This window comes from Amycolatopsis sp. AA4 (assembly GCF_002796545.1).
Lineage (GTDB): Bacteria > Actinomycetota > Actinomycetes > Mycobacteriales > Pseudonocardiaceae > Amycolatopsis.
On the sequence record NZ_CP024894.1, the window covers coordinates 2281111 to 2307341 of the forward strand.

Annotated in this window: 23 protein-coding genes; 11 read left to right on the forward strand and 12 right to left on the reverse strand. The window is 70.4% G+C overall.

The genetic code is table 11. The annotated features are described in order from the left end of the window. Positions 1-25 precede the first annotated feature (25 nt). Positions 26-406 (forward strand): OB-fold nucleic acid binding domain-containing protein, encoded by a 381-nt coding sequence (locus CU254_RS10895; RefSeq protein ID WP_009075573.1) that lies wholly within the window; start codon positions 26-28, stop codon positions 404-406. Between the two features lie 9 nt (positions 407-415). Beyond that, positions 416-1162, forward strand: a complete 747-nt coding sequence (locus tag CU254_RS10900) for a DUF3159 domain-containing protein (RefSeq protein ID WP_009075575.1) — start codon at positions 416-418, stop codon at positions 1160-1162. A 54-nt stretch (positions 1163-1216) separates the two neighbouring features. On the opposite strand, the gene CU254_RS10905 is transcribed toward CU254_RS10900, so the two are convergent. Then, positions 1217-1873: a TrkA family potassium uptake protein gene (locus CU254_RS10905; protein WP_009075577.1), complete on the reverse strand. Its 657-nt coding sequence runs from the start codon at positions 1871-1873 to the stop codon at positions 1217-1219. Next, positions 1873-2538 carry a TrkA family potassium uptake protein gene (locus CU254_RS10910; protein ID WP_009075579.1) on the reverse strand — a complete coding sequence of 222 codons (666 nt, stop codon included), beginning with the start codon at positions 2536-2538 and terminating at the stop codon, positions 1873-1875. Before CU254_RS10910 ends, CU254_RS10905 begins: the two co-directional genes overlap by 1 nt. A gap of 150 nt (positions 2539-2688) precedes the next feature. Here CU254_RS10910 and CU254_RS10915 point away from each other — a divergent pair, with 150 nt between their 5' ends. Together CU254_RS10915 and CU254_RS10920 are read left to right on the forward strand one after the other, a co-directional pair. Next, entirely contained in the window at positions 2689-4737 is a 2049-nt protein-coding gene (locus CU254_RS10915; RefSeq protein ID WP_009075581.1) for an APC family permease, read from the forward strand. Beyond that, positions 4734-5924: a class I SAM-dependent RNA methyltransferase gene (locus tag CU254_RS10920; RefSeq protein WP_009075584.1), complete on the forward strand. Its 1191-nt coding sequence runs from the start codon at positions 4734-4736 to the stop codon at positions 5922-5924. The genes CU254_RS10915 and CU254_RS10920 overlap by 4 nt, the downstream gene beginning before the upstream one ends. Positions 5925-5926: 2 nt before the next feature. Here the strand turns inward: CU254_RS10920 and CU254_RS10925 are convergent, their stop codons facing one another. The 4 genes from CU254_RS10925 to CU254_RS10940 form a co-directional block, all read right to left on the reverse strand. After that, positions 5927-6346 (reverse strand): hypothetical protein, encoded by a 420-nt coding sequence (locus CU254_RS10925; protein ID WP_009075586.1) that lies wholly within the window; start codon positions 6344-6346, stop codon positions 5927-5929. 390 nt (positions 6347-6736) lie between these two features. Then, on the reverse strand, positions 6737-8290 hold the full coding sequence (locus CU254_RS10930) for a GMC family oxidoreductase (protein WP_009075588.1): 1554 nt from the start codon (positions 8288-8290) through the stop codon (positions 6737-6739). Further along, a complete protein-coding gene (locus CU254_RS10935) occupies positions 8287-9813 on the reverse strand; it encodes an APC family permease (RefSeq protein ID WP_037713274.1) in 1527 nt (508 codons plus the stop codon). Before CU254_RS10935 ends, CU254_RS10930 begins: the two co-directional genes overlap by 4 nt. A 31-nt stretch (positions 9814-9844) precedes the next feature. Then, positions 9845-11314: an aldehyde dehydrogenase family protein gene (locus CU254_RS10940; protein ID WP_009075592.1), complete on the reverse strand. Its 1470-nt coding sequence runs from the start codon at positions 11312-11314 to the stop codon at positions 9845-9847. Positions 11315-11522: 208 nt separating this feature from the next. Between CU254_RS10940 and dxs the strand changes: the two genes are divergently transcribed. Next, the gene (gene dxs / locus CU254_RS10945; protein WP_009075594.1) at positions 11523-13439 is read left to right on the forward strand and encodes a 1-deoxy-D-xylulose-5-phosphate synthase; all 1917 of its coding nucleotides are present in this window, start codon (positions 11523-11525) and stop codon (positions 13437-13439) included. A 397-nt stretch (positions 13440-13836) separates the two neighbouring features. Here the strand turns inward: dxs and CU254_RS10950 are convergent, their stop codons facing one another. After that, the gene (locus CU254_RS10950) at positions 13837-14463 is read right to left on the reverse strand and encodes a hypothetical protein (protein WP_037713277.1); all 627 of its coding nucleotides are present in this window, start codon (positions 14461-14463) and stop codon (positions 13837-13839) included. A 251-nt stretch (positions 14464-14714) separates the two neighbouring features. On the opposite strand from CU254_RS10950, the gene CU254_RS44035 reads away from it, so the two are divergent. Next, the gene (locus CU254_RS44035; RefSeq protein WP_009075598.1) at positions 14715-14939 is read left to right on the forward strand and encodes a cupin domain-containing protein; all 225 of its coding nucleotides are present in this window, start codon (positions 14715-14717) and stop codon (positions 14937-14939) included. A gap of 223 nt (positions 14940-15162) precedes the next feature. Here the strand turns inward: CU254_RS44035 and CU254_RS10965 are convergent, their stop codons facing one another. Genes CU254_RS10965 through CU254_RS10985 form a run of 5 tightly spaced genes read right to left on the reverse strand, consistent with a single transcriptional unit; the run spans position 15163 to position 22055 of the window. Next, positions 15163-16611 (reverse strand): cytosine permease, encoded by a 1449-nt coding sequence (locus CU254_RS10965; protein ID WP_009075600.1) that lies wholly within the window; start codon positions 16609-16611, stop codon positions 15163-15165. Next, on the reverse strand, positions 16611-18017 hold the full coding sequence (locus tag CU254_RS10970; protein WP_009075603.1) for an aminobutyraldehyde dehydrogenase: 1407 nt from the start codon (positions 18015-18017) through the stop codon (positions 16611-16613). Before CU254_RS10970 ends, CU254_RS10965 begins: the two co-directional genes overlap by 1 nt. Then, complete coding sequence (locus CU254_RS10975; RefSeq protein WP_009075605.1) at positions 18014-19657, reverse strand: thiamine pyrophosphate-binding protein; 1644 nt, start codon at positions 19655-19657, stop codon at positions 18014-18016. Before CU254_RS10975 ends, CU254_RS10970 begins: the two co-directional genes overlap by 4 nt. Next, positions 19654-20607: an agmatinase gene (gene speB, locus CU254_RS10980; RefSeq protein WP_009075607.1), complete on the reverse strand. Its 954-nt coding sequence runs from the start codon at positions 20605-20607 to the stop codon at positions 19654-19656. Before speB ends, CU254_RS10975 begins: the two co-directional genes overlap by 4 nt. Continuing rightward, positions 20604-22055, reverse strand: coding sequence for a sodium:solute symporter (locus CU254_RS10985; protein WP_009075609.1), 1452 nt, complete (start codon positions 22053-22055; stop codon positions 20604-20606). The genes speB and CU254_RS10985 overlap by 4 nt, the downstream gene beginning before the upstream one ends. Before the next feature lie 106 nt (positions 22056-22161). On the opposite strand from CU254_RS10985, the gene CU254_RS10990 reads away from it, so the two are divergent. From CU254_RS10990 to CU254_RS11015, 5 genes are read left to right on the forward strand one after another with little or no spacing between them, the layout of a single operon-like run. Beyond that, complete coding sequence (locus tag CU254_RS10990) at positions 22162-23646, forward strand: PucR family transcriptional regulator (RefSeq protein WP_199841125.1); 1485 nt, start codon at positions 22162-22164, stop codon at positions 23644-23646. Between the two features lie 59 nt (positions 23647-23705). Then, complete coding sequence (locus CU254_RS11000; RefSeq protein WP_009075614.1) at positions 23706-24377, forward strand: response regulator transcription factor; 672 nt, start codon at positions 23706-23708, stop codon at positions 24375-24377. Then, positions 24374-25498, forward strand: a complete 1125-nt coding sequence (locus CU254_RS11005) for a cell wall metabolism sensor histidine kinase WalK (protein WP_009075615.1) — start codon at positions 24374-24376, stop codon at positions 25496-25498. The genes CU254_RS11000 and CU254_RS11005 overlap by 4 nt, the downstream gene beginning before the upstream one ends. Positions 25499-25541: 43 nt before the next feature. Beyond that, the gene (locus CU254_RS11010; RefSeq protein ID WP_009075617.1) at positions 25542-25829 is read left to right on the forward strand and encodes a type II toxin-antitoxin system Phd/YefM family antitoxin; all 288 of its coding nucleotides are present in this window, start codon (positions 25542-25544) and stop codon (positions 25827-25829) included. Beyond that, on the forward strand, positions 25826-26227 hold the full coding sequence (locus tag CU254_RS11015; protein WP_037713280.1) for a PIN domain-containing protein: 402 nt from the start codon (positions 25826-25828) through the stop codon (positions 26225-26227). The genes CU254_RS11010 and CU254_RS11015 overlap by 4 nt, the downstream gene beginning before the upstream one ends. Positions 26228-26231: the final 4 nt, after the last annotated feature.

Sequence of the window (26231 nt, forward strand, 5' to 3'; positions counted from 1 at the left end):
GGGCCCCGGAGCACAGGAGCACACCATGTCCGCCAAGGACGGCGGCTACTTCAGCCGGTTGGTTCGCAAGCTGACCAGCGACGTCGAGGACCTCGACGCCGACGAGATGTCCGAGAGGTCGGGTGCCGAAGGCGCGCAGCGCGCCTGTGACTGCCGGTCCGGCGAAGAGGTGACGGTGCTCGGCAGGCTGCGCAGCGTCGAGCTGTCGCCGACCGACGGGCCCGCCTCGCTGCAGGCGGAGCTGTTCGACGGCACGCAGGGCGTGACGCTAATCTGGCTGGGCAGGCGCCGGATTCCCGGCATCGAGCCCGGCCGCACCGTCAAGGTTCGCGGCCGGATGGCCGAACGGGACGGGCAGAAGGTGCTCTACAACCCGTATTACGAACTCCAGAGCCCGGTAGGGTGATCAACTCTCGTGACTGAACCCGCTGCTCCCCGCGACGAGAAGGACGCGCCCGGAAACGGCGACGAGCCCGAGCGGCAGCCGACGCTGATGGAGCAGATGGGCGGGGTTTCCGGCCTGTTCTATTCCTCGGTGCCGGTCATCGTCTTCGTCCTCCTGAACGCGATCTTCGGGCTCACCGCCGCGATCTGGGGCTCGATCGGCAGCGCGGTGGCGATCACCGTCCTGCGGGTCGTGCGCAAGGAGCCGCTGCAGCCGGCGATCTCGGGGTTCTTCGGCGTCGCGATCGCGGCCTTCATCGCGTTCCGCACCGGGTCCGCGAAGGGATTCTTCCTCTTCGGCATCTGGGCGAGCCTCGCCTACTGCGCCGTGTTCGTGATCTCGGTGCTGGTGCGCTGGCCGCTGGCGGGCGTCGTGTGGAACGCGCTCAACGGCAACGGCACCGCCTGGCGCAAGGACAAGCCGTCGCGCTACGGCTACGACGTCGCGACGCTCGCGATGGCCGTCATCTTCGCGGCCCGGTTCGTCGTGCAGCGCTGGCTCTACGACGGCAACCAGACCGGCTGGCTCGCGTTCGCCAAGATCGCGATGGGCTACCCGCTGTACGCGATCGGGCTGCTGGTGGTCGTCTGGGCGGTGCGCCGCTCCGACAAGCGGCTGAAGGCGCTCGCCGAGGAAGAACCGGAACCGGAAACCGACGCGCAGGTCGAGGCGCGGCTGCGGAAGAAGTACGCGCAGGCGCCGACTCCCGAGGCCTGATCCGACGCACGAAAAAGGGGCGGGACCCATCGCGGTCCCGCCCCTTTTCGCGTCTCAGTAGCCGAGCGCCGTCCGGATCTCCGGTTCGACGTCCGAGGTCGCGACGAACAGCAGCTCGTCGCCCGCCTCCAGCGGGTCCTCCGGCTGCGGCACGATCACCCGGTCGCCGCGCAGGATGGTCACCAGCGCCGCGTCGCGCGGCAGCGCCAGTTCGCTCACCGGCTTGCCCGCGAGCGGCGTCTCCTCCGGCAGGGTGAGTTCCACCAGGTTCGCCTGCCCCTGCCGGAACGTCATGAGCCGCACCAGATCGCCGACGCTCACCGCCTCCTCGACCATCGCGGCGAGCATCCGCGGGGTCGACACGGCCACGTCGACGCCCCACGCGTCGGTGAACAGCCATTCGTTGGCCGGGTTGTTCACCCGCGCCACCACGCGCCGCACGGCGAACTCCGTCTTCGCCAGCAGCGACACCACGAGGTTCGCCTTGTCGTCGCCGCTCGCCGCGATCACGACGTCGCAGCGCTCGATGCCGGACTCCTCGAGGATCGACACCTCGCACGCGTCGCCGAGGACCCAGTCCGCCTGCGGAACGGATTCCGGCTCGAACTGGTCGGCGTCGCGCTCGATCAGCATCACCTGGTGGTTGCCGTCGATGAGCTCGGCGGCGATGGACTGCCCGACGGCTCCCGCGCCCGCGATCGCGACCCGCATCAGTTCTCCTCCTCGGGGGCCCGAGCGGCCAGGCTCGTCACGTCTCCGACGGTGCCCGAACGCGCCGCCACCCACACGTCGTCGTCGGCCTGCACGACGGTTTTCGCGTCCGGCAGCACCGCGGTGCCGAACCGCATCATGAACGCCACCCGCGCGCCGGTGGTCTCCTGCAGCTCGTGCACGCTGCGGCCGACCCAGCCCTCGTGCAGCGGCAGCTGCAGCAGCGCGACGTTACCGGACGGGTCGCGCCACGCGGAGGCGACGCCGTCGGGCAGCAGGGTGCGCAGGAACCGGTCGGTCGTCCACGGCACGGTCGCGACGGTCGGGATGCCCAGCCGTTCGTACACCGCGGCCCGCTTGTGGTCGTAGATCCGCGCGACCACGTGCTCGACGCCGAAGTTCTCGCGCGCGACCCGCGCGGAGATGATGTTGGAATTGTCGCCGCTCGACACGGCCGCGAAAGCGCCCGCGCGCTCGATCCCGGCCTCGACGAGCACCCGGCGGTCGAAACCCGCCCCGACGACCTGCTGGCCGTGGAAGTCGCTGCCCAGCCTGCGGAACGCCTGCTGGTTCTTGTCGATGACGGCCACGTCGTGGCCCAGCCGCTCCAGCGCCGCGGCCAGAGACGCGCCGACGCGGCCGCATCCCATGATCACCACGTGCACGCTTAGCCTCCCTCGCAGGTGCGGATGACCCGTTCGTGGGTACCCTCGGACACCAGCGCCGAACCTACCTTGCCCCCTCCCGGTCAGCTCCACCGTCCTCCCCTCCACCGCCCTCAGCGGAGGAGCTTCGCTCCGCTGTACATTCTGCAGGTGTCGAAGTTCCCGACCGTGTTGAAGCGACTGGTCCTAGGGCGCCCGTTCCGCAGCGACCGTCTCGCCCACACCCTGTTGCCCAAGCGCATCGCGCTGCCCATTTTCGCCTCGGACGCGCTGTCCAGCGTGGCCTACGCGCCGGAGGAGATCTTCCTGACGCTGAGCGTCGCGGGCCTGTCCGCGTACGCCTTCGCGCCGTGGATCGGGGTCGCGGTCGCGCTGGTCATGCTCGTCGTCGTGGCGTCGTACCGGCAGAACGTGCACGCGTACCCGAGCGGCGGCGGCGACTACGAGGTCGCGACGACCAACCTCGGCGGGAAGTTCGGCCTGACGGTGGCGAGCGCGCTGCTGGTCGACTACGTGCTGACCGTCGCGGTGTCCACTTCGTCCGGCGTCGCGAACATCGGCTCGGCGATTCCCTGGGTGGCCAACCACAAAGTGCTCGCATCGGTCGTGATCGTGGCCGTGCTGACCGCGCTGAATCTGCGCGGAGTGCGCGAATCCGGCAAAGCGTTCGCGATCCCGACCTACGGGTTCATCGCCGGCATTCTGCTGATGGTCGTCTGGGGGCTGTTCCAGACCGTCACCGGCACCGAGATGCGCGCCGAAAGCGCGGGTTTCACGCTGCACGAGGAAGGCAACTGGGCGGGCATCGCGTTCGTCTTCCTGATCCTGCGGTCGTTCTCCTCCGGCGCGGCGGCGCTGACCGGGGTCGAGGCGATCAGCAACGGCGTGCCCGCGTTCCGCAAGCCGAAGTCGAAGAACGCCGCCACCACGCTGCTGCTGATGGGCGTGCTCGCGGTGACCATGCTCGTCGGCATCATCACGCTCGCGATCGTCACGAAGGTGAACTTCGCCGAGGACCCGGCGCGGCAGCTGGCCGGCGCGCCCGCGGGCTACGAGCAGAAGACGATCGTCGCGCAGATCGCGCACGCGGTGTTCGCCGACTTCCCGCCCGCGTTCTACTACATCTCGTTCTCCACCGGCATCATCCTGCTGCTGGCCGCGAACACCGCGTTCAACGGCTTCCCGGTGCTCGGCTCGATCCTCGCCCAGGACCGCTACCTGCCCCGGCAGCTGCACACCCGCGGCGACCGGCTGGCGTTCTCCAACGGCATCCTGTTCCTCGCGATCTTCGCGCTGGTGCTGATCGTCGCGTTCGACGCCGAGGTCACCCGGCTGATCCAGCTGTACATCGTGGGCGTGTTCGTGTCCTTCACGGTGAGCCAGGCGGGCATGATCCGGCACTGGAACCGGTTGCTGGCCAAGGAAACCGACCCGGCGGCGCGGCGGCGGATGCGCCGTTCGCAGACGGTGAACGCGATCGGCCTGACCATGACCGGCACCGTGCTGGTGATCGTGCTGATCACCAAGTTCCTGCTCGGCGCGTGGATCGCGATCGCCGCGATGGTGGCGATTTTCGCGCTGATGACGGCGATCCGGAAGCACTACGACCGGGTGTCCGAGGAACTCAAGGACATGGGCGACGCGCCGACCGTGCTGCCCTCGCGCAACCACGCGATCGTGCTGGTGTCCAAGCTGCACCGGCCGACGCTGCGCGCGCTGGCCTACGCGAAGGCGATGCGCCCGGACGTGCTCGAGGCGGTCACGGTCAACGTGGACGACGCCGACACGCGGGCGCTCACCCACGAATGGGAAGCGCACAAATTCAAGGTGCCGCTGAAGGTCGTCGAATCGCCGTACCGGGAAATCACGAAGCCGGTGCTGGATTACGTGAAGCGGGTCCGCGGCGCCAACCCGCGCGACGTGGTCACCGTGTTCATTCCGGAGTACGTCGTGGGGCACTGGTGGGAGCAGGTGCTGCACAACCAGAGTGCGTTGCGGCTCAAGGGAAGGCTGCTGTTCCAGCCGGGCGTGGTCGTGGCGAGCGTACCGTGGCAGCTGGAGTCGTCGAAGAAGGCGGTCGCGCGGCTGCGCAAGGCCCGCCCGTCCGCCGGCGACGTGCGGCGCGGTTTCACGCCCACGACCCCTCGTTCCGCGGACGCTCCGAAGCCAGCCCCTGCTACTAAGGAATCATCAGAATGACCGAGAGCTGGCTAGGCCGGATCCTGGAACTGGAAGTCGGCCCAGTCGCGCACGGCGGGCACTGTGTGTCGCGTGTGGACGGACGAGTGCTGTTCGTGCGGCACGCGCTGCCCGGCGAACGCGTGCGGGCGGAAGTGACCGAGGACAAGGGCGGCTCGTTCTGCCGAGCCGACGCGATCGAGGTGCTCAGCGGGTCCGAGCACCGGGTGACGCCGCCGTGCCCGCTTGCCGCCCCCGGCGGGTGCGGAGGCTGCGACTGGCAGCACGCCGAACCGGCCTACCAGCGGGAACTGAAGGCCGCGGTGGTGGCCGAGCAGCTGCAGCGGCTCGCCGGAATCACCCGTGACGTGGTCGTGGAACCGCTCGAAGGCGGTCCGCTGGGCTGGCGCAGCCGGGTGCGGCTCGTCGCCGGACGCGACGGGCAGGCCGGGCTGCGGGCGCACCACAGCCACCGGGTCATCCCGATCGACGACTGCCCGATCGCGGTGCCCGGCTCGCTCGGCACCGCGCTGGGCAAGCGGTGGCGGCCGGGCACCGAACTGGAAGTCACCAGCGACGGCGACAACCACCTCCACCTGCGCGAACTCGCCACGGTGCGCGGGCGCACCCAGGGCAAGCAGCTGTCCGGCGGGATGGCGATCCAGCACGCGGCCGGACGGGACTGGCGGCTCGACGCGCACGGTTTCTGGCAGGTCCACCCGCGCGCGGCGGACACGCTGGCGGAACTCGTGCGGGAGTGGGCGGACGCGCCGAGCGGCGGCGTCGCGTGGGACCTGTACGCCGGCGTCGGGCTTTTCGCGTCGGTGCTCGCCGACCAGGTCGGCCCGGACGGCCAGGTGCTGGCCATCGAATCCGGCCGCCGCGCGGTGTCCGACGGCGAGCGCAATCTCGCCGACCTGCCGCAGGTGAACTGGCGTTCCGGGCGCGTGGAACACCTCATCGGCGACGCCCCGACACCGGTCGACGTCGTGGTCCTCGACCCGCCGCGCAAGGGCGCCGGGCGAGCGGTCGTCGACGCGATCGCCGCGGGGGAACCGGACCGGATCGTCTACGTGGCCTGCGACCCGGCGGCGTTGGCGCGGGACGTGCAGTTCTTCTCCGAGCACGGGTATTCGCTGACGGATCTGCGGGCGTTCGACGCGTTCCCGATGACCCATCACGTGGAGTGCGTCGCGCTGCTGCAGTGACGCTACTGCGCTCGTCGGGTTTGTGCCGCCGCGGCGAGCCCGGTCGCGGCCAAGGCCAGGCCGGAGGCCAGCAGCACCCAGGCTCCCAGCGCCGGCTGGACGTCGGCGGACGGGGCGAGCCGGTCCGCGCCGGGGAGCGTGATCACGAGGTAGCGCAGGAGGATTCCCGCTACCGCGAGGCCGGTCAGAGTGGTGAAGGCCAGCGGCTCGGCTTGGCGTCGGCGCAGGGTCAGGACGGCCAGCGCGAACGCGAGCGCCAGGGCTCCGGCGCAGGCCAGCCGGAGACCGAGAGCCAGGTCGGGTTCCGCCGTGCCGGGCGGCAGATGCAGCGGCAGGTAGTGCGCGGTCGGCAGGGCGAGCCCGACGCCGCCGCCCACCGCGGCGGTCGCTCCGGCCCACGCGAGCGCCCGATTTCCTGCCACGCAAGGAAGTCTACGTTGCGTGGCAGTGGTTTCAGCCCCGTCCGTTCTCTCTCGCCGGGCTGAGGGTCGACGGCGGATCGGGCTCGGCGTTCTGGCTCGGATTGACTGCGGTGCAACGAAATCCGCGGCGGTGCGGTGGTTGGCGGCCTCACTTTTGGTAACGATTCGGTTACTCGAGAACCTCAGCGCGTTCGCTGGCGACTGACCTGATGTGCATCGGAGAAGGTGCGCTCCGGCAGCCGCCGGAAGTCGAAGCGAGGGGTGGACATGAATTCGCGCGAAGTGCTGGCAGCGGCGCGTGCGCTGGTGCGGGGCCGTCGGCGGGCCGATTTTGAGGCCGGAGCCGGGCGGGTGGTCGTGCCCGCTGGGACACCACCACCCGCCGCGCGGTCAGGCCCGGTCTTCCTTGAGCAGGTCCGCGCACTTCTCGCCGATCGCCATCGTGGTGATGCACGGGTTCACCGTGACGAGGAACGGCATCGCCGAAGCGTCGGCCACCCGCAGGCCGTCGACGCCGCGGACGCGCAGCCGCTCGTCCAGCACCGCCTCCGGGTCGCCCTCCGCGCCCATCCGGGCCGTGCACGCCGGGTGGTACACGGTGTTGTGCGTTTTGCGCAGGTAGTCGGCGATCTCGTCGTCGGTCGTGCAGTCGCGGCCCGGCGCGAGTTCGGTGCCCGCCCATTCGTCGAGGGCCGGCTGGGCGGCGATCTCGCGGGCGAGCTTCACGCCGTAGGTCATCACGCGCATGTCGTACTCGTCGGTGAAATACCGCGGGTCGACGCGGGGCTTGTCCCGGAAGTCCCGGGTGCGCAGCCGCACGGTGCCCCGGGAACGGCTGCGCGTCACGTTCGGCGTGAGGCAGAAGCCGTTTTCCGTAGTCGGGTAGCCGTGCCGGACGGTGTTCATGTCGAAGGGCACCGAACCGTAGTGGAACATCAGGTCCGGGCGGTCCAGGCCCTCCTCGGTCATGGTGAAGATGCCGATTTCCCACCACTGCGTGGATTCGGTGACCATCGGCTGCAGGGCGTCCCACATCACCAGGCCCTCGGGGTGGTCCTCGAGGTTCGAGCCGACGCCCGGCGAGTCCACGAGCACCTCGACGCCGACCTCGCGCAGGTGCTCGGCGGGCCCGATGCCGGACAGCATCAGCAGTTTCGGCGTGTCGATCGCGCCGGAGCTGACCACGACCTCGCGGCGCGCGGTGACGGTGCTGTGGTGGATGAGGTCCGCGTCCAGCACCTCGACGCCGGTGCAGCGGCGGCCGTCGAACAGCAGCCGCTTCGCGCGGGCGCCGGTGCGGATCTCCAGGTTCGGCCGCTTGCCCATGATCGGGTGCAGATACGACACCGAAGCCGAAGACCGGGTGCCGTCCTCGCGGGCGTTGATCTGGAACCAGTTCGCGCCGTGGGTGACGGTCTTGCCGGAGTTGAACTCGGTCGTCGGGATGCCCGCCTGGGCGCACGCGGACAGCAGAGCCGCGCCCGCCGGGTCCTTCGGCGGGACCGACCGGATGGTGACCGGGCCGGAGCGGCCGTGGTGGTCGCCGGGGCCGTCGTTGGTCTCGAGCCGCTGGTACAGCGGGAAAACGTCCACTGCCGACCAGCCGGGCAGGCCCATCGAGGCCCACTCGTCGAGGTCCTCGGCCGGGGCCCAGAACGCGATGCACGAGTTGTGCGACGAGCAGCCGCCGAGCACCTTCGCGCGGGCCTGGCGCAGGTAGGAGTTGCCCGCCTCCTGCGGTTCCACCAGGTAGTCCCAGTCGTATCCGGACTCCAGCAGCCCCATCCAGCGGGTCAGCTCCAGCACCTCCGGCACGTCCGTGTCGGACGGTCCGGCCTCGAGGAGGCAGACGGTCACGCCCGGATCCTCGGACAGCCGGGCGGCCACCACCGATCCGGCCGTTCCTCCGCCGACCACCACGTAGTCGAACTCGCTTGTGCTCACCGGGAAACCTCCTCGTCGGGCACGGGGGCGGCGGCGTGGTCCGCCAGCACCCCGACCTTGTGCCGTTGCACGAACCAGTAATAGGCGAAGCCGCCGGCCGCGAAGACGCCGACGAACAGCACCGAAATCCACTTCAGATACCAGTGGAAGGGCGGGGAAGCGTTGTAGATCTCGTTGCGGGGCCAGGCCAGGTTGACCGTCATCGCGCCGCCCCACAGCACCGCGAGCACGTTCACCGGCAGCCCCCAGCGGCCGAGGGAGAACCGCCCGGCCGGGGCGTCCTCGCGCGGCCAGCGCCCGCGCAGCCGGCGGATCAGCATGGGAACCGTCACGAGGAGGTAGGACAGGTAGATCAGGATGATCGCGAGGCTGGTGACCGCCGAGAAGATCTGCGTGGAGTTGATGTTCAGCACCAGCAGCGCGATCGCGAGCACGCCGATCACGATCGCGGGGAGCACCGGGGTGCCGGTGGTCTTGTTGACCCGGGCCAGTTTCCGGCCGCCGGGCAGCGCGTTGTCCCGGGCCATCGCGAACGCGATCCGGATCGCCGCGGTGTGCACCGCGAGCACGCACACGGTGATCGCGATGAACACGACGAACAGGAACACCCGCCCGATCGCCGGGCCGAGCGCGTCGGTGAGCACGTACTGCAAGCCGACCGTGCCGAGCTCCGGCGCGTGGATGTTGCCGACCGCCATCAGCGCGAACAGGATGATCAGTCCGCCCAGCACGAAGGAGGCCACGAGGGCGCGCAGAATCGCTTTCGGCGCGTTGCGGTGCGGGTTCAGCGATTCCTCACCGAGCGAGGCCGCGGTGTCGAAGCCGTACATGACGTACGACGAGGCGATGCCGGCGATCAGGAACGCGCCGAGGTAGCCGGACGAGTGCCCGGCCTCGGTGCCGTTCGTCTCGGTCACCACCGACGGGCCGCGCACGAAATGGAAAGCGAGGAACACCACCAGCAGCACCGCGAACAGCAGTTCCACGAACACGCCCGCGCTGTTGATCCGGGCCATGAGCTTCACGCCGAAGGCGTTGACCAGCGTCGTGAACACGATCAGCACGGTGGCCAGCAGCACGCCGTTGGCCGCGTCGCTGGTGCCCGTGCCGTCGCCGATGAACTGGAAGAACGACGTGATCTGCGGCAGCGTCCGCTGGTAGGCGAGCGCGGTCGCGGAGATCGAGACGATCGAGGCCAGCAGCATCATCCAGCCGGCCATCCACGCGATGTGCGGGTTGCTGAGCTTCTTCGCCCAGTTGTAGACCGACCCGGCGACCGGGTACTGCGCGGCCAGTTCGGCGAAGCAGAGCGCCACCATCAGCTGTCCGACGAACACCGCGGGCCAGGACCACCAGTAGGCCGGGCCGCCCTCGGAGAGGCCGAGGTAGGACAGCTGGAACACCCCGGTGAGCACCGAGATGTAGCTGATGCCCGCGGCGAAGGTGTGGAAGCTGCCGAGCGTTCTCTTGAGCTGGTTGGTGTAGCCGAATTCGCCGAGTTCGCGATCGCCGGTGTCGCTCAAGGGCAAAGTTCCTTTCGGTGGGGGAGGGGGATCAGCCGGAGAACCAGTGCTGCGGGCCGGGCTTCAGGTTCTGGTGGATGTGCTTGACCTCGGTGTATTCGGCCAGTCCGGTCGGGCCGAGTTCGCGGCCGAACCCGGACTGCTTGTAGCCGCCCCATTCGGCCTGCGGCAGGTACGGGTGGTAGTCGTTGATCCACACCGTCCCGTGCCGGAGCCGGTTCGCGACGCGCTGGGCGCGGGCGGCGTCCTGGGTGAACACGCCGCCGGCCAGGCCGTAGTGCGTGTCGTTGGCGATGCGGACCGCGTCGTCCTCGTCGGTGAACGTCTCCACGGTCAGGACCGGGCCGAAGGATTCCTCGACGACCGCGGTGCTGCCCTGCTTCACGTTGTCGAGGATCGTCGGCAGGTAGTAGAAGCCGTCCTGCAGCGCCGGGTCGTCCGGACGCTTGCCGCCGGTGCGCAGGACCGCGCCCTCCTCGATCGCGGTGGCGACGTAGCGCTCCACCTTCTCGCGGTGCGCGGCGGAGATGAGCGGCCCGGTCTCGGCGTTCTCGTCGAACGGCCCGCCGAGGCGGATCCGCTCCGCGCGGCGCACCAGTTCGTCGACGAACTCGTCGTGCCATTCCCGCTGGATGATCAGCCGCGCTCCGGCCGAGCAGACCTGGCCGGAGTGCAGGAACACCGCGGTCAGCGCGTAGTCGACGGCGGTCTCGAAGTCCGCGTCGGCGAACACGACATTCGGGTTCTTGCCGCCGAGTTCGAGCGCGACCTTCTTCACCGTCGCGGCGGCGTTCGCCGCGATCACCCGTCCGGTGGCCAGCCCGCCGGTGAACGACACGAGGTCGACGTCCGGGTGTTCCGACAGCGGCGCGCCGGCCGTCGGGCCCGCGCCGAGCACGAGGTTCGCGACGCCGCCGGGCAGCCCGGCCTCGGCGAGCAGCCGCATGAACAGGATCGAGGTGTGCGGCGTCAGCTCGCTCGGCTTGAGCACGAAAGTGTTGCCCGCGGCCAGGGCCGGGGCGATCTTCCACACGGTCTGCAGCAGCGGGTAGTTCCACGGGGTGATGAGCCCGCAGACGCCGACCGGTTCGTGCACGATCCGGCTGAACGAGTCCGCGCTGCCGGTGTCCACGACCCGGCCCGCGTCGTTGCCCGCGAGCTTGCCGAAATAACGCAGGCAAGCGGCGATGTCGCTCATGTCGTAGCGGCTCTCCACCAGGCGTTTGCCGGTGTCGAGCGATTCGGCGCGGGCGAATTCCTCGGCGTCGCGGTCGAGCAGGTCGGCCGCGCGCAGCAGCAGGTTTCCGCGCTCGGCCGCCGGGGTAGCCGGCCAGGGGCCGGTGTCGAACGCCCGGCGGGCCGCGGCGATGGCGGCCTCGGTGTCCTCCGCGGTCGCTTCCGCGACCTCGGCGACCAGGCTGCCGTCCGCGGGGCACCGGATCTCGCGCCGCCCTCCCGCACGCGCGTCCACCCATTCGCCGCCGATGTACAAGTCCGCCATGGGGTCCTCTCGAGCTCGGGGTCCGTCCGGGATTATCACGGCCACGCGCGGTGACCGCGACTTGACTGACCGGGCTGGTGGTCTTCCCCGCTCGTGGAGTTGCGTTCCGGCCGAAGCTGTGATCCGGGACGCGGGCGGCCGGACCGAGGTGGCGGCCGTCCGTAGACTGGCCGGAACCGGCGGAGGAAGAAACGGACGGGGTGGAGCGGTGACCATGCTGGACTCGGTGCACGGACCGGCGGACCTGAAGCGCATGAGCGTCGAGGACCTCGGGGAGCTGGCGGCCGAGATCAGGGACTTCCTCGTGGACAAGGTCCGCCGCAGCGGCGGGCACCTCGGGCCCAACCTTGGCGTCGTCGAGCTGACGCTCGCGCTGCACCGGGTGTTCGATTCGCCGCGCGACGCGATCGTGTGGGACGTCGGGCATCAGGCGTACGTGCACAAGATCGTCACCGGGCGGCACGGCGACTTCGACAAGCTGCGCCAGCAGGGCGGGCCCACCGGGTACCCGTGCCGCAGCGAGAGCGAGCACGACCTGGTCGAGAACAGCCACGCGTCCGCCGCACTGTCCTATGTGGACGGCATGGCGAAGGCGTTCGAGCTGGCCGGCGGCCCGCGCAGGCACGCGATCGCGGTGGTCGGCGACGGCGCGCTGACCGGCGGCATGTGCTGGGAGGCGCTCAACAACATCGCCGGGCGCAAGGACCGCCCGGTCGTGATCGTGGTCAACGACAACGGCCGGTCGTACTCGCCGACCATCGGCGGGATGGCCGACCACCTGGCGTCGCTGCGCCTGCAGCCGGGCTACGAGCGGCTGCTGGACGGCGGCCGCGAACTGCTGCGCAGCACTCCCGTGGTGGGCAAGCCGATCTACGCCGCGCTGCACGCGGCCAAGGCGGGCATCAAGGACGCGCTGAGCCCGCAGGTGATGTTCTCCGACCTCGGCCTGAAGTACCTCGGCCCGGTCGACGGGCACGACCTGGTCGCGCTCGAGAAGGCGTTCCAGAGCGCGCGGGCGTTCGGCGGTTCGGTGATCGTGCACGTGGTCACCGAGAAGGGCCACGGCTACGCGCCCGCGGTGAACCACCAGGCCGACCAGATGCACCAGACCGACCCGATCGACCCGGAGACCGGACTGCCGCCGGTGAAGGGCCCCAGCTGGACCGGCGTGTTCGGCGACGAGCTGGCGAAAATCGGCGAGGAGCGCGAGGACGTCGTGGCGATCACCGCCGCGATGCTGCGCTCGACCGGTCTGGAGAAGTTCTCCGAGCGCTTCCCGGACCGCTGGTTCGACGTCGGCATCGCCGAACAGCACGCGGTGACGTCCGCGGCGGGCCTCGCGATGGGCGGCTGCCACCCGGTCGTCGCGCTGTACTCGACGTTCCTGAACCGGGCGTTCGACCAGGTGCTGATGGACGTCGCGCTGCACCGCCAGCCGGTGACGTTCGTGCTGGACCGCGCGGGCATCACCGGCCCGGACGGCCCGAGCCACCACGGCATGTGGGACCTGTCGCTGCTGGGCATGGTGCCGGGCATGCGCGTGGCCGCGCCGCGCGACCCGGGCACGCTGCGCGAGGAACTGCGCGAGGCAGTCGCGGTCCAGGACGGCCCGACCGCCCTGCGGTTTTCGAAGGGCAGCGTCGGTCCGGACGTGCCCGCGGTCGAGCGGATCGGCACGGTCGACCTGCTGCGCCGCCCCTCGGGTTCCACGGACGTGCTGCTCGTCGCGGTGGGCCCGTTCGCACAGCTGGCCCTGTCGGCCGCGGACCGCTTGGCCGACCAGGGCATCGGCGTGACGGTCGCCGACCCGCGTTGGGTGGTCCCGGTGCCTGCGGAGCTGGTCGCCCTGGCGGAACAGCACAAACTCGTGGTGACGGTCGAAGACAGCGGCCGCCACGGCGGTTTCGGCTCCGCGCTGGCGGCGGTACTGCGCGATGCCGAATGCGACGTCCCGCTGCGCGACCTCGCGGTGCCGCAGGCGTTCCACGACCACGGCACCCGCGCCGAGGTGCTAGACCGCATCGGCCTGACCGCCCAGGACGTGGCGCGCCGAATCACGGAATGGGCCTCGGGCCGGTTGGGCGCCGACGTCGAAGCGGCCGCGGGGGAGAAGCCGCGCGCCTGAGCGAGCGTTGCGGGTCCGCGGGCAAGCGCCGAGAAGGGCGGGCCCGGGGTGTCGCGCGCTGGGCGGGGAACCGGTGCGGAGTTGCGTGCTTGCGCAGGGCAAGGGCGGCCGGAAGAAGTCGTGGCGGGGGCCGCGCGCTGGGCGGGAACTGCGCGGCTGATCTTGCGTGAGCAAGGGCGGGGCCGAGAGGTCGCGGCCCGGGCGTCGCGCGGGCTGGGCCGGGAAGCCGTGTGCCTGAGCGACGGTCTCGCGTCTGAACACGTGAAGGGCAGGTTCCCGGATAAGGGACCCGCCGTTCACGGTGTCGGCGGGGTGCGGCTAGCCCTCCGCTGGGGCTTCGGCGGCGAAGGTCTCGTCGAGGTCCAGGATCTGCCGTTTTCTGTGTCGGCGGGTCCAGCTAGCCCTCAGCGGGAGCGTCGGCGGTGAAGGTCTCGTCGATGTCCGGGATCCAGTAACAGACGTCCAGCGTCTTCAGCCGGGACATGTGCCAGACCTTCCGGCTGCTTCCCAACGCCGCGGTCGTCCCGAGCACGGACAGCACAGCAGCCACGGCGGCGACCACCTGATGCGGCCCGGTGGCGGTCTGTACGAGCGCGACGACCGTCGCCACGGCGAACGCGAAGGCGATATTGCGCAGCATGACCGATTGCGCGCGCATCCGGATGATCTCCCCGCCCGCGTCTTTGTCGTGCAGTTCGATCGCGGCGACGAGCAGCGCGGGGTCGGTCTGGACGTAAGCGCGGTCGCGCGCTCGCGGAACCCGGGCGAGGAACTCCTTCCGGGCTTCCTCCGCGTCCGGGCGGGGGCGGAGCCGCTCCAGTTGCGCGGCCAGCGGATGAAAGAGATGTCCCAGCAGATAACTGGTCACCACGGCACCGGCGACCAGCAGCGCGCCCGGTGCGGAAACCAGTGCGGCTACGTGCAGCACGCCCAGCCGGTCCAGCACGTAGGCCAGCAATGCCAACTGGACCGCGCCGGGCACGGCGAAGCTGAACAGATCGAAGATGCCGACTGCGAACGTCACGGATCGCCTCCAGGACACGGGGTTTCGGATCGTCCCACAGCCAGCCGCTCGTTCGCTCGTCGCGGTGCGCGACAGCAGTGATCCGTGCCGGGCTCTTTCCGTTCTTCGCGTTCCCGGAAGAAGCAAAGGCGGCAAAACAATTCCGGGCGGAAAGAATGTCGGGAATCAGCAGGCGCGGTGCGGTCAGGGCAGGTGCCGGAATCGCCGCGACGCCAGCGAAGCCGACGTAGGGTTTTCCGCTCGCCGCATCCGTGCCCGCCGTTTACGACGGCGGGACATTGAGCGAGGCTTATGAGAAGAACTTCCCGGTTTTGGCCGGTCAGCGGGGTTCGGTGTGCCTGGTGCGCCTCGACCCCGGCGGCGTGCGCGAACCGCACTGGTGCGGCCAGGTCCGGTTCGGCGTGTGCGAGGACTTCCTGCTCGGCCACGCGGCGGACGTCCTCGGCCGGTTTGCATCACCCGAGCCCGCGCGCTGAACGCGTTGCGCCGCAACGGGGTCCGCGGGCGGATCGGCTGCGTCAGCGAACGCCTCAACGGTTTGCGGGTCGCGCTCGAGGCCAGGCTCAGCGGGGGCCTGTTCTCAGCGTCCGTGGTCCCGGACGGGCTGGCCTCGATCGCGGGCTTGCCCGATCCGGGATCGGTCACGTTCCTGCTGAGCCACCGGGGAACCGCACGAAGTTCGGCGGAGCCGCCCGCCGTTCACGCCTCGGCGGCCACCGCTTCCGCGGCGATAGCCGGAGCAGGCCCGAAGACCTCGCGCGGTTCCGGAAACACCTTCACCAGCACCGGATACGCGATCGCGGCCGTGCACAGCGTCACCACCAGGCTGATGTCCACCCCGCCCGCGATGTTCGCCAGCGGGCCGGTGATCATCGGCGTGTTCGCGCACAGCAGACCCAGCGCGGTGGCGGGGAGCCAGGCCGCCATCGCGCGCCAGTTGACGCCGCGGTGGAACCAGTATCGGCCGCCGGTGCGGCCCTCGTTGAACACCTGCAGGTCGGCTGGGTCGTAGTAGCCGCGGCGTTGCACGTAGCCGATCATCATGATGACCATCCACGGCGACGTGCACAGCACGATCAGCGTCGCGAACGCGTTGATGCTGGACACCATGTCGAGCACGAAATTGCCGACGAAGATGAACAGCACGCTCAGCGTCCCGATCAGCAGCGTCGCCCGCACGCGGGACAGGCGCGGGAAGATCGAGCTGAAGTCCAGCCCGGTGCCGTACAAGGCGGTGGTGCCGGTGGACAAACCGCCGATCAGCGCGACCACGATCAGCGGGATCGCGTACCAGAGCGGGGAAATCGCGGTCAAACCGGTCACGTAGTCGGCCGGGTCGGCGACCAGCGTCGCGGTCGCGATGCCGAAGCCGAACGGCAGCAACGTCGCGAGCTGGGCGAGGAACGGCGCGGCCAGCAGCGACCGGCGCGAGTGGGTCGCGGGGATGTAGCGCGACCAGTCGCCCAGGAACGCGCCGAACGAGATCGGGTTCGCCATCACGGTCAGCACGGCGAGGATCCACGTCGGCCAGAACGTGCCGAGCGCGAAGTTGCCGCTGCCGGCGAACGAGGGGTCGAACGAACCGCCGTAGGCGAAAATCCCGACGAGCATGATGAGCGTGCCCAGCGTCACCGCGACCCGGTTGACCAGCAGCATGAAGCGGTAGCCGTAAATGCACACGACGAGGACAGCGATCGCGATCACGCCGTACGCGACCGCGCGGAGGACGGGACCGCCGTCGATGCCGAAAAGCCGTTGTGCCGCACCGGCTACCGCGTCCCCGCTCACCCACACCGAGATCGCGAAGAAGGTGATCGCGGTGAGCAGCGACAGGAACGAGCCGACGCACCGGCCGACCACGCCGAAATGCGCGCCGGACGAAACCGCGTTGTTGGTGCGCGTGACCGGGCCGAACAGGGCCATCGGGGACAGCACGAGCGCGCCGAGCACCACGCCCACGACAGTCGCCGCGAGCGCGGCCCAGAAGCTCAGCCCGTACGCGATCGGCAGCGTGCCGAGGATGATCGTGGCGAACGTGTTGGCCCCGCCGAACGCGAGCCGGAACAGGTCGCGCGGCCGCGAGGTCTGTTCGGCGGGCGGGATCGGCGCGATGCCGTGCTGTTCGACCTCGGTGACTTTGTCGCTCATCACTCGAACCTCGTCATCACGTGCTTGACGCGGGTGTATTCGGCGAACGAGTACGCCGAGAGGTCCTTGCCGTGCCCGGAATGGCCGAACCCGCCGTGCGGCATCTCGGCGGTCAGCGGGCCGTGCGTGTTCACCCACACGCAGCCGAAATCGAGGTCGCGCGACACCCGGGCCACGCGGGCGACGTCGTTCGTCCAGACCGAGGAAGCCAGGCCGTACGGGACGCCGTTGGCCAGCTCCAGCGCCTCGGCCTCGTCGGCGAACGGCTGGACGGTGATCACCGGCGCGAAGATTTCCTCCTGGACCAGTTCGTCGTCCTGGCGGAGGCCGGACACGACGGTCGGCGCGAGCTGGAAGCCCGGCCCGGGCGCGGTGCCGCCGGTTTCGACCCGGGCGTGCGCCGGCAGCCGCTCCAGCAGGCCGAGCACGCGGTCGAGCTGGGCGCGGCTGTTGAGCGGGCCGTAGTCGACGTCCGGACGGCGGGTGGCAGCCGTTTTCGCCAGTGCGGCAACGAATTCGTCGTGGACGCTCTCGTGCACCAAGACGCGGCTGCCCGCCGTGCAGTCCTGTCCGGCGTTGTAGAACGCGGCGTCGGCGATCCGCTCTGCGGTGTCGGCGAGGTCGGTGTCCGGGAAGACCAGCAGGGGAGCGTTGCCGCCCAGTTCCAGGTGGGTGCGCTTGAGATCGGCCGCGGCGACGGTGGCCACGTCGATGCCGGCGCGCGTCGAGCCGGTGATGGAGACCAGGTCGGTGTGCGGGTGCCGGACCAGCGCGCGGCCGGTTTCCCGGTCGCCGCACAGCACGTTGAACACGCCCGGCGGCAGGAATTCCGCCGCGATTTCGGCGAGCAGCACCGCGGTGGACGGCGTGGTCTCCGCGGGCTTGAGCACGACGGTGTTGCCCGCGGCGAGCGCCGGGCCGATCTTCCAGACGGCCATCATCAGCGGGTAGTTCCACGGGGCGATCTGCGCGCACACGCCGATCGGCTCGCGGCGGATCACCGACGTGTGCCCGGCCAGGTACTCGCCCGCGCCGGTGCCTTCGAGCTGCCGCGCCGCACCGGCGAAGAACCGCAGCGTGCTCACGCACTCGGGGATTTCCTCGTCCAGCACGACCGAACGGACCTTGCCGGTCTCGCGGACCTCGGCGTCGGCGAACTCCTCCGCGCGGGCTTCCAGCGCGTCGGCGATCTTGAGCAGGGCTTCCTGGCGCTGCGCGGGAGTGCTGCGCCGCCACGACTGGAACGCGCGCGCCGCCGACTCCATCGCGAGGTCGATTTCGTTCCTCCGGGACACGACGCTGGCGCCGAAGACCTTGCCGGTGGCCGGGTTGGTCAGTTCGAGGGTCGCCTCGGTGTCGGGGGTGTCGACCAGAGCGCCGCCGACGAAGTTGCGGACGTGGGTCATGAGTGCTCCAAGTGAGTTGGGGCGAACATCTTCAGCAGCGCGGGAAGCACGACGACCGACGGGCCGGGGGTGCGCAGCGCGTCGGCGAGATCGGCGCGGACACTGTCCACAGTGGTCTTCCGGGCGGGGATGCCGAACGATGCGGCCAGCGCGCCGAAATCCGGCCTCGGCAGTTCGGTCGCGGTGGTCTGGCCGAACGCGCCGGTCAGGTATTCGCGCAGGATGCCGTAGCCGCCGTCGTCGATCACCAGCCAGGTCACGTCGAGCTGGTGCTGCACGGCGGTGGCCAGCTCGGCCAGTCCGTACATCGCGCCGCCGTCGCCGGAAACAGCCAGCGACCGCACGCCCGCGGCAGCGGCGCCGAGCGCGCCGGGAAGGCCGTAGCCGAGGCCGCCCGCACCCTGCGCGGTGTGGATCGGCGCGCCGTCCGGATTCCACGCCGACCACGCCCAGTAAGCCGCGATCGTCATGTCCCAGAAGGTTTGCGTGCCTTCGGGAAGCGCGGCGCGGATGTCGTCGATCAGCTTCCGTTCCAGCGTCAGCGGCTGACTGTCCAATCTGGACTCGACGCGGGCGAGCAGCTCCTTCACCGCGGCTTCGGCGCGTCCGTCCGGGGTACGCGGCGTGAGCTGGTCGAGCAGCGCGCGAAGGGTGAGCCGGACGTCGGCGTGCAGCGCGAGCGCGGGGTAGTTCGACTCCAGCTTCCCGAGATCCGCTTCCACCTGCACGACCTGGCCGCGCGGCGCGAACTCGCGGTAGTTGCTGGACAGCTCGCCCAGCCCGGAGCCGAGCACCAGCAGGACGTCCGCAGCGGAGAGGAATTCCGTGGTGTGCCAGTCTTCCATCCACGATTGCGCGGACAGTTCGTGGTCCCAGGCGAAAACACCCTTGCCGCCGAACGTCGAGACCGCTGGCGCGCGCAGGGTTTCAGCGAGCTGGCGTAGCTCCTCGTGCGCGCCGGAGCGCAGGGCACCGCCACCGGCGAGAATCACCGGATTCTTCGCGGCTTCAAGGAGTTTCGCGGCCTCGGCGACCAGCTCCGGCAACGGTTCGAGCGGTGCCGGGGCGGCGGTCACGCTCGTCAGCTGTGGCAGGTTCGCCGGGGCGAGCAGCACGTCCTGCGGGATTTCCACCCACACCGGTCCGTATGGCGCGGTCGCGGCGGATGCCCACGCCTCGCGCAGCGCGGTCGGGATCTGGCTGATCGACCGGACCACGTGCACCGACTTCACGACATCGCGGAAGCTGGCCTGCTGGTCCGGCAGTTCGTGCAGGTAACCGTGCCGTCCGCCGCCGAGCCCGGCGACCGGGATCTGGCTCGAGATCCCGAGCACCGGGACCGAAGCCGCGCGCGATTCCTGCAGCGACGCCAGCGTGAGCAGCGCGCCGGGGCCGGTCGACACGATCATCGGCGTGACCGGCACCGGGCCGTGCGGATCGGCGGCGAGCCGGGCGCGCGCGTGGCCGTCCGCGGCGAAGGCGAGATTGTTCTCCACCCGCGAGCTGACCACGCGCAGGTCCTCGGCCCGGCGCAGCGCCTCGAACAGGCCGAGCGCGTGCTGTCCGGGCAGGCCGAACACGGTGTCCGCACCGAGCGCCCGCAGCGTCTCTACGACAACGTCGCCGCCGATCCGGGTCATGCGCCGCGTCCCAGCGCCAGCAGGCTGACCAGGTCGTAAGCGACGTGCGAAGCGGCGACCGCGGTGATCTCGGCGTGGTCGTAGGCCGGGGCCAGTTCGACGACGTCCGCGCCGACCAGGTTGAGCCCGCGCAGGCCGCGCAGGATCTCCAGCAGTTCGCGGCTGGTCATGCCGCCCGCCTCGGGGGTGCCGGTGCCGGGCGCGTGCGCCGGGTCGAGCACGTCGATGTCGACGGACACGTACAGCGGACGGTCGCCGATGCGCTGGCGAAGAGCGTCCACGGTCTCGTCGATGCCGCGACGCAGTACGTCGCCGGAGGTCACGATGCCGAAGCCGAGACGACGGTCCTCTTCGAGGTCGCGCTTGCCGTACAGCGGGCCGCGCGTACCCACGTGCGACACCGCGCTGGTGTCGAGGATGCCTTCTTCGACCGCGCGACGGAACGGCGTGCCGTGCGTGTACGGCTCGCCGAAGTAGGTGTCCCAGGTGTCGAGGTGAGCGTCGAAGTGAAGCAGCGCAACAGGACCGTGCTTCTTCGCCGCCGCGCGCAGCAGCGGAAGCGCGATGGTGTGGTCACCGCCGACGGTCACCAGCTTCGTTTCGCCCGCAGTAAGCGCTTCGGCTTCCTGCTGCAGCTTCTCGATCGCTTCGCCGATGTGGAACGGGTTGACCGCGATGTCACCGGCGTCGACGACCTGCTTCTCGGCGAACGGCGAAACGTCCAGAGCCGGGTGGTACGGCCGCAGCAGCCGGCTGGCCTCGCGCAGCGCTGAAGGACCGAACCGCGCGCCGGGGCGGTACGACACGCCGGAGTCGAACGGCACGCCGACCACGGCTACGTCGGCACTCGGCACCTCGTCGATCCGCGGCAGCCGCGCGAAGGTCGCGAAGCCGGCGAAGCGCGGGATCTGCGACGAGTCGAGCGGGCCGACCGGACGCTGTTCACTCACTGGGGCAACTCCTGTCGGGTTTCGGTTGCGCTGAGATCTTCAGCGGCTTCGGAGCCGTGAAGACGTTGTGTCCACACGGAAAGAATGCTGTCCGGCGTACGCGGTGTCGCGAGGCTGACGCCGACGTACACGATCAGGCTGACGCCGAGGCCCCAATAGATCGGACTGTTGGCCGCAACCCCGTCGATAAACATGAAGGCGATGACGGACACCGTGCCGGCCACCATCGACGCGTACGCGCCTTCGCGAGTACCGCGCTTCCAGAACAGCGCGCCGATGATCGTCACGAGCAGGCCGCCGACGAGGATGTCGTACGCGATGGTGAGCGCGTTGACGACGTCGTCCACGAGCATTGCGATACCGATGGCCACGATGCCCAGCACAAGTGTCGTCACTCGGTTACGCAAGACCTCGCCACTCTTAAGGCCGACCTTGCGCAGCAGATCCGAAGTCGTCGTCGTGGCGCACGCGATGAGCGCGCCGCTCGAAGTCGACATCAGCGCGGAGAGAGCCGCCGCGAGCACGAGACCGCGTACGCCGGTGGGCAGCAGCCGTTCGGCGATGGTGGCGAAGGCGTCCTGCGCGCTGCCGAGGTCCGGGTACAGCACCTTCGCGGCCGTACCGATCAGCGCGCCCGCGATGCCGTAGACGAGGCAGTAGACGCCGGAGATGACGCCGCCGCCGGTCGCGACGCGCGGAGTGCGCGCGGTGAACACGCGCTGCCAGATGTCCTGCCCGATCAGCAACCCGAACGTGTAGATCAGGAAGTAGGTCAGGATCGTCTCGCCGCCGATCGAGGTGAACTCGAAGTACGACGCGTCCAGCTTCTCGGCCATCCCGCTGAAGCCGCCCGCCGACACGAGCGCGACCGGCAGCAGCACGAACAGGATGCCGATCGTCTTGATCACGAACTGCGCGATGTCGGTCAGCGTGATGGACCACATGCCGCCGAGCACCGAGTACAGCACCACGATCGACCCGCCGATCGCGATCCCGGCCCAGCTCGGGATCGAGAACAGCACCTTGAAGATCGACGCGAACGCCAGCGTCGAGGTGACCGTGAGCATCAGCGTGTAGCCCCACATCACCACGCCGGACACCGCGCTCGCGCGGCCGCCGTAGCGCAGGTCGAGCATCTCGCCGACGGTGTAGACGCGCAGTTTCACCAGCCTCCGCGCGAAAACCGCGTGCAGCACGAGAATCCCGGCGCCGATCGTGATCACCAGCCACGCGCCGGAGATGCCGTAGGTGTAGCCGAGCTTCACGCCGCCGACGGTCGACGCGCCGCCGAGCACGACGGCCGACATCGTGCCGGAGTACATGAACCAGCCAAGCCGCCGTCCGGCGACCAGGTAGTCGGATTTGGTCTTGGCCAGCCGGAGGCCTATCCAGCCGACCCCGATCATGCCCGCGATGTACAGCGCGATCACCGCATAGTCGCCGCCCACGGGTCCTCCTTGAAACGGGGTGGGTTCTTGCGGGACACCGTAGGGTCGGCCGACCCCGCGACGGCATGGGACGATGTATCCAGGACTTCACTGGAGATTGGTTGAAATGACCCACCCGGACGTGCTGTTGCCCGCAGAGGTGACAGTCCCACTACGCACCGTCGCGGGCAACCCGGAGCTGGCGCTCGACGTCGTGCCGGAAACGCTGCGTCCGGGCGCGCTGGACCGGCCGGTGCGGTGGGCGCACGTCAGCGAACTGGCCGACCCCGCGCCGTACCTGGTGGGCGCCGAACTCGTGCTGACCGCGGGCGTGAACCTGCCGGAGGACGCCGACCGCTACGTCCGGGGCCTGCGCGAGGCGGGCGTCACCGCGCTCGGCTTCGGCCTCACCCCGACGGTCTCGGAGACCCTGCCGTCCGCATTGCGCGACGCCTGCGCGGAACACGGACTGCCGCTGCTGGTGGTGCCACCCGCGACGCCGTTCCTCGCGATCAACCGTGCCGTCGCGGTCGCGCTCGCCGAGGCGGGACGGCACGAAGAACGAAGATTGGCGGAAGGCCGCGAAGCGCTGACACGAGCCGCTGGCGGCGGCCTGGGGGAGTTGGTCGCCGCGCTCGCCGGACGGTTGCGCGGATGGGTCGCGATGGTCGGGGCCGGGGACGTGCTGGCGGCGGGTTACGACGCGCCGCAGCCGTTGCCGTCCCCAGTGAAGGAATTGCTCGCGACCTTGCGCGCCCGCTCCGGAATCCGCATCGCGTCCACTGAATTGCCGGACGGCACACACGTCGTCGCGCAGCCGGTGTATCCGCAGGCGACCGCCGCGCACCTGGTCGTGGTCGGCCGGGCGCAGCGGTTCGACAGCGGAGACCGGGCGATCTTGGCCGTCGGCGCGGCGCTGCTGGGCCTCGTCGGCCGCGCCGGATCGGACAGCGCGGAACTCGGCGCGGCGGCCACGGCGTTGCTGCTCGGCGGCCCGGGCGCGGACGCGCTCGCCGGAGTCGTCGGCAGCGACCAGGCCCGGCTCGTCGCCGGAGTCGCCCGCCGGCGAGGCCCGGACGCGCTCGCCCGGCGACCGGACTGGCTGCGCGCCCGGCTTGACACCCCGCTGGTCCAAGTCCTGCCCGGCCCGCGGTTCTACGCCATCGCCGGCGAACTCGGCGACCTGGACGGCCTCCTCGACCACGGCTGGCTCGCGGTCGCGAGTTCGCCCCACGCCGCGGCGGACCTCCCCGCCGCCGTCGCGGAGACCGAACTGCTCCTGGCCCGCGCCCGCGCACTGGCCCGTCCGCTGGCCGCCAGCGCCGACCCGCTCGGTTTCGACGAGCTGATCCCGCCCGCCGCGGCCGGCGCGTTCGCCGAACGGCTGCTGGCCCCGCTTCGGGAGCTGGACCGCGCACACGACCGCGAGCTGGTGCCGACGCTGCGGACCTGGCTGGCGAACCACGGAAGCTGGGACCGCACCGCCGCCGAACTCGGCGTGCACCGCAACAGCGTGCGGCACCGGATCGGGCAGGTGGAGCGGGCGCTGGACGTCGAGCTGGCCGACCCGGAAACGCGGATGCGCCTGTGGTTCGCCTTGCGGTGGGCGTGAACGCGAGTGTCCACTGAGGCTTCTCAGGTGCTCTCAGGAAACTATGGGATTGTGGTCTGGTGCGAGTTCTGGTAGTCGAAGACGAAGAGCCGTTGGCCGACGCGATCGCCCGCGGGCTGCGGCGGGAGGGCATGGCCGTCGACATCGCGCTCACCGGCGACGACGGGCACGAGAAGTCGTCCGTCACGCGGTACGACGTGGTGCTGCTCGACCGCGACCTGCCCGGGATGTCCGGCGACGACCTGTGCCGGGAGATCGTGACGTCCGGCGAGCTGACGCGCGTGCTGATGCTGACCGCGAGCAGTTCGGTGTCCGACCGGGTGGACGGGCTGTCCCTGGGCGCGGACGACTATCTCGCGAAGCCGTTCGCGTTCCCGGAACTGGTCGCGCGCGTGCGGGCGCTGGGCCGCCGCGCGACGCCCGCCGCGCCGCCGCTGCTCACCGCGGGCGACGTCGAGCTGGACCCGGCGAAGCGCACCGTCCGGCGCGCGAGCGGGCCGGTCGAGCTGACCCGCAAGGAGTTCGGCGTGCTCGAGGTGCTGCTGTCCGCCGGGGGTTCCGTGGTCAGCAGCGAGGAACTGCTCGAACGGGTGTGGGACGAGAACGCCGACCCGTTCACCACGACCGTCCGGGTCACCGTGATGACCTTGCGGAAGAAGCTCGGCGAACCGGGCATCATCGAGACCGTGGTCGGCTCGGGCTACCGGGTGTCGGTCGCCGGTTCCGAGTGAAGCTTCCCGGTGCCCGCAGCCTGCGGGTGCGCGTCACCGTCCTGGCGACCGTCCTGGTCGCCGCGGCGGGATTGCTCCTGCTGTGGCTGGCCTGGACGCTCGTCGGCGACGCGGTCGACGCCGTGCCGCACATGCCGCCGGGCACCATCGTGCGGGTCGACGGGAACGACGTGGACGCGTCCACGCTCGCGCAGCATCTGCGCACGCACGCGGTCACCCGGGTGCTGATCTTCGGCTCGCTGGCGTTCTTCTTCGTGGTGGCCGCGGCGGCGATCCTGGCCTGGACGTTCACCTCCCGTGTGCTGCGTCCGCTGCGCGAGATCACCGGCACCGCGCAACGGCTGTCGATCGAGTCGATGGGGGAACGCATCGGCGAGATCCGCTCGCGCGACGAGCTGGCCGAGCTGGCCCGGACGTTCGACGACATGCTCGACCGGCTCCAGGACGCGTTCGATTCGCAGCGGCATTTCGTGGCCAACGCGAGCCACGAACTGCGTACGCCGCTGTCGGTGATCCGCACGGAATTGGACGTCACGCTGTCCGACGAAAACGCCGACGAGGCCGAATTCCGCCGCATGGCCGGGGTGGTCCTGGACGCGACGAACCGGGCCGGGCAGCTGGTGAATTCGTTGCTGCTGCTGGCAAGGACCGACGGAGCGGGCCTGGCGACGCGGGAACTGGTCGACCTGACGGTGCTCGTGGAACGGGCGTGGTCCGCGGTCCGCGGCGAAGCCGAACAACGGGGCCTGCGCGCGGATTTCGCGATGCAGCCGTCGCCCGCGATCGGGGATCCGGCGCTGCTGGAACGAATCGCCGGGAATCTCGTCGAGAACGCGGTGCGGCACAACGTCGACGGCGGCTGGATCGAGGTGACGACCGAGCCTGGAGCGCAATGGTCGACGCTGCGGGTGCGCTCGTCGGGCGGCCTCCTGGACCCGGCGGCGGTGCCGGAACTGTTCCAGCCGTTCCGCCGAGCCGGGGTGGCCCGGACGGCGCGTTCCGGGGCAGGGCTGGGCTTGTCGATCGTGCGGGCGGCGGTGCAGGCCCACGGCGGAACGGTGTCCGCGGAACCGGTGGTCGGGGGCGGGCTGGCGGTGACGGTGCGGCTCCCGTCGGTGTAGCACTGGTGTAGCACTTAAGGGAAAAGGTGCTACAATCCTGGCTATGGGGTCCGCAATCGGCCAGCGAGAGCTGCGCAACGACAACGCGGAGATCATGCGCCGGGTGGCGGCGGGCGAGTCGTTCGTGGTGACGCGCAACGGAAAGCCGGTCGCCGACCTGGTGCCGCACCGCGCCCCGGAGGAACCGCGGCGAGACCGGACGCTCGGCGAGATCCAGGAAGCTTTCCGCGGGCTGCCGCCGATGGACAGCGCCGAATGGCGTCGCGAGCGGGAAGCCGACGACGCCGTCTTCGGGCCGGACCGCCTCGGCGATCCCGGCGAAGACCGGTGACCGCTCCGGCCCGGGTGCTGCTCGACACCTCGGTGGTCATCGACCTCGAACGGCTCGACCTCGGCTCGTACGCGTCCGCGGTTCCCGCGATCAGCTCGGTGACCGTCGCGGAGCTGGCCTACGGACTCGTCACCGAAGATCCCGTCCGGCTCGCGGAACGGGTCGAGCGTTATCGCCGTGCTCTCGACCAGTTCGTGGTGCTGCCGTTCGGCGTCGACGAAGCCAAGATGTACGGCACGGGCGCGGGACTGGTCCGGCGGTTCGGGCGGGATCCGCGTCCCCGCCGGACGGACCTGCAGATCGCGGCGACCGCGGCGGCGCAGCAGATCCCGCTGCTGACCAGGAACCTCAAGGACTTCGTGGGCCTGGATCGGCTGGTCGAGGTCGTCGAGATCTGAACCC

What these genes read in the sequence shown, in the direction of transcription:
- CU254_RS10920 (WP_009075584.1), top strand. Translation starts at nt 4,734, where the DNA reads ATGACCGAGAGCTGGCTAGGCCGGATCCTGGAACTGGAAGTCGGCCCA.
- CU254_RS10975 (WP_009075605.1), bottom strand. Translation starts at nt 19,657, where the DNA reads ATGACCCGGATCGGCGGCGACGTTGTCGTAGAGACGCTGCGGGCGCTC.
- CU254_RS10940 (WP_009075592.1), bottom strand. Translation starts at nt 11,314, where the DNA reads ATGGCGGACTTGTACATCGGCGGCGAATGGGTGGACGCGCGTGCGGGA.
- CU254_RS10990 (WP_199841125.1), top strand. Translation starts at nt 22,162, where the DNA reads ATGACCCACCCGGACGTGCTGTTGCCCGCAGAGGTGACAGTCCCACTA.
- CU254_RS11010 (WP_009075617.1), top strand. Translation starts at nt 25,542, where the DNA reads ATGGGGTCCGCAATCGGCCAGCGAGAGCTGCGCAACGACAACGCGGAG.
- CU254_RS10905 (WP_009075577.1), bottom strand. Translation starts at nt 1,873, where the DNA reads ATGCGGGTCGCGATCGCGGGCGCGGGAGCCGTCGGGCAGTCCATCGCC.
- CU254_RS10965 (WP_009075600.1), bottom strand. Translation starts at nt 16,611, where the DNA reads ATGAGCGACAAAGTCACCGAGGTCGAACAGCACGGCATCGCGCCGATC.
- CU254_RS10895 (WP_009075573.1), top strand. Translation starts at nt 26, where the DNA reads ATGTCCGCCAAGGACGGCGGCTACTTCAGCCGGTTGGTTCGCAAGCTG.
- CU254_RS10970 (WP_009075603.1), bottom strand. Translation starts at nt 18,017, where the DNA reads ATGACCCACGTCCGCAACTTCGTCGGCGGCGCTCTGGTCGACACCCCC.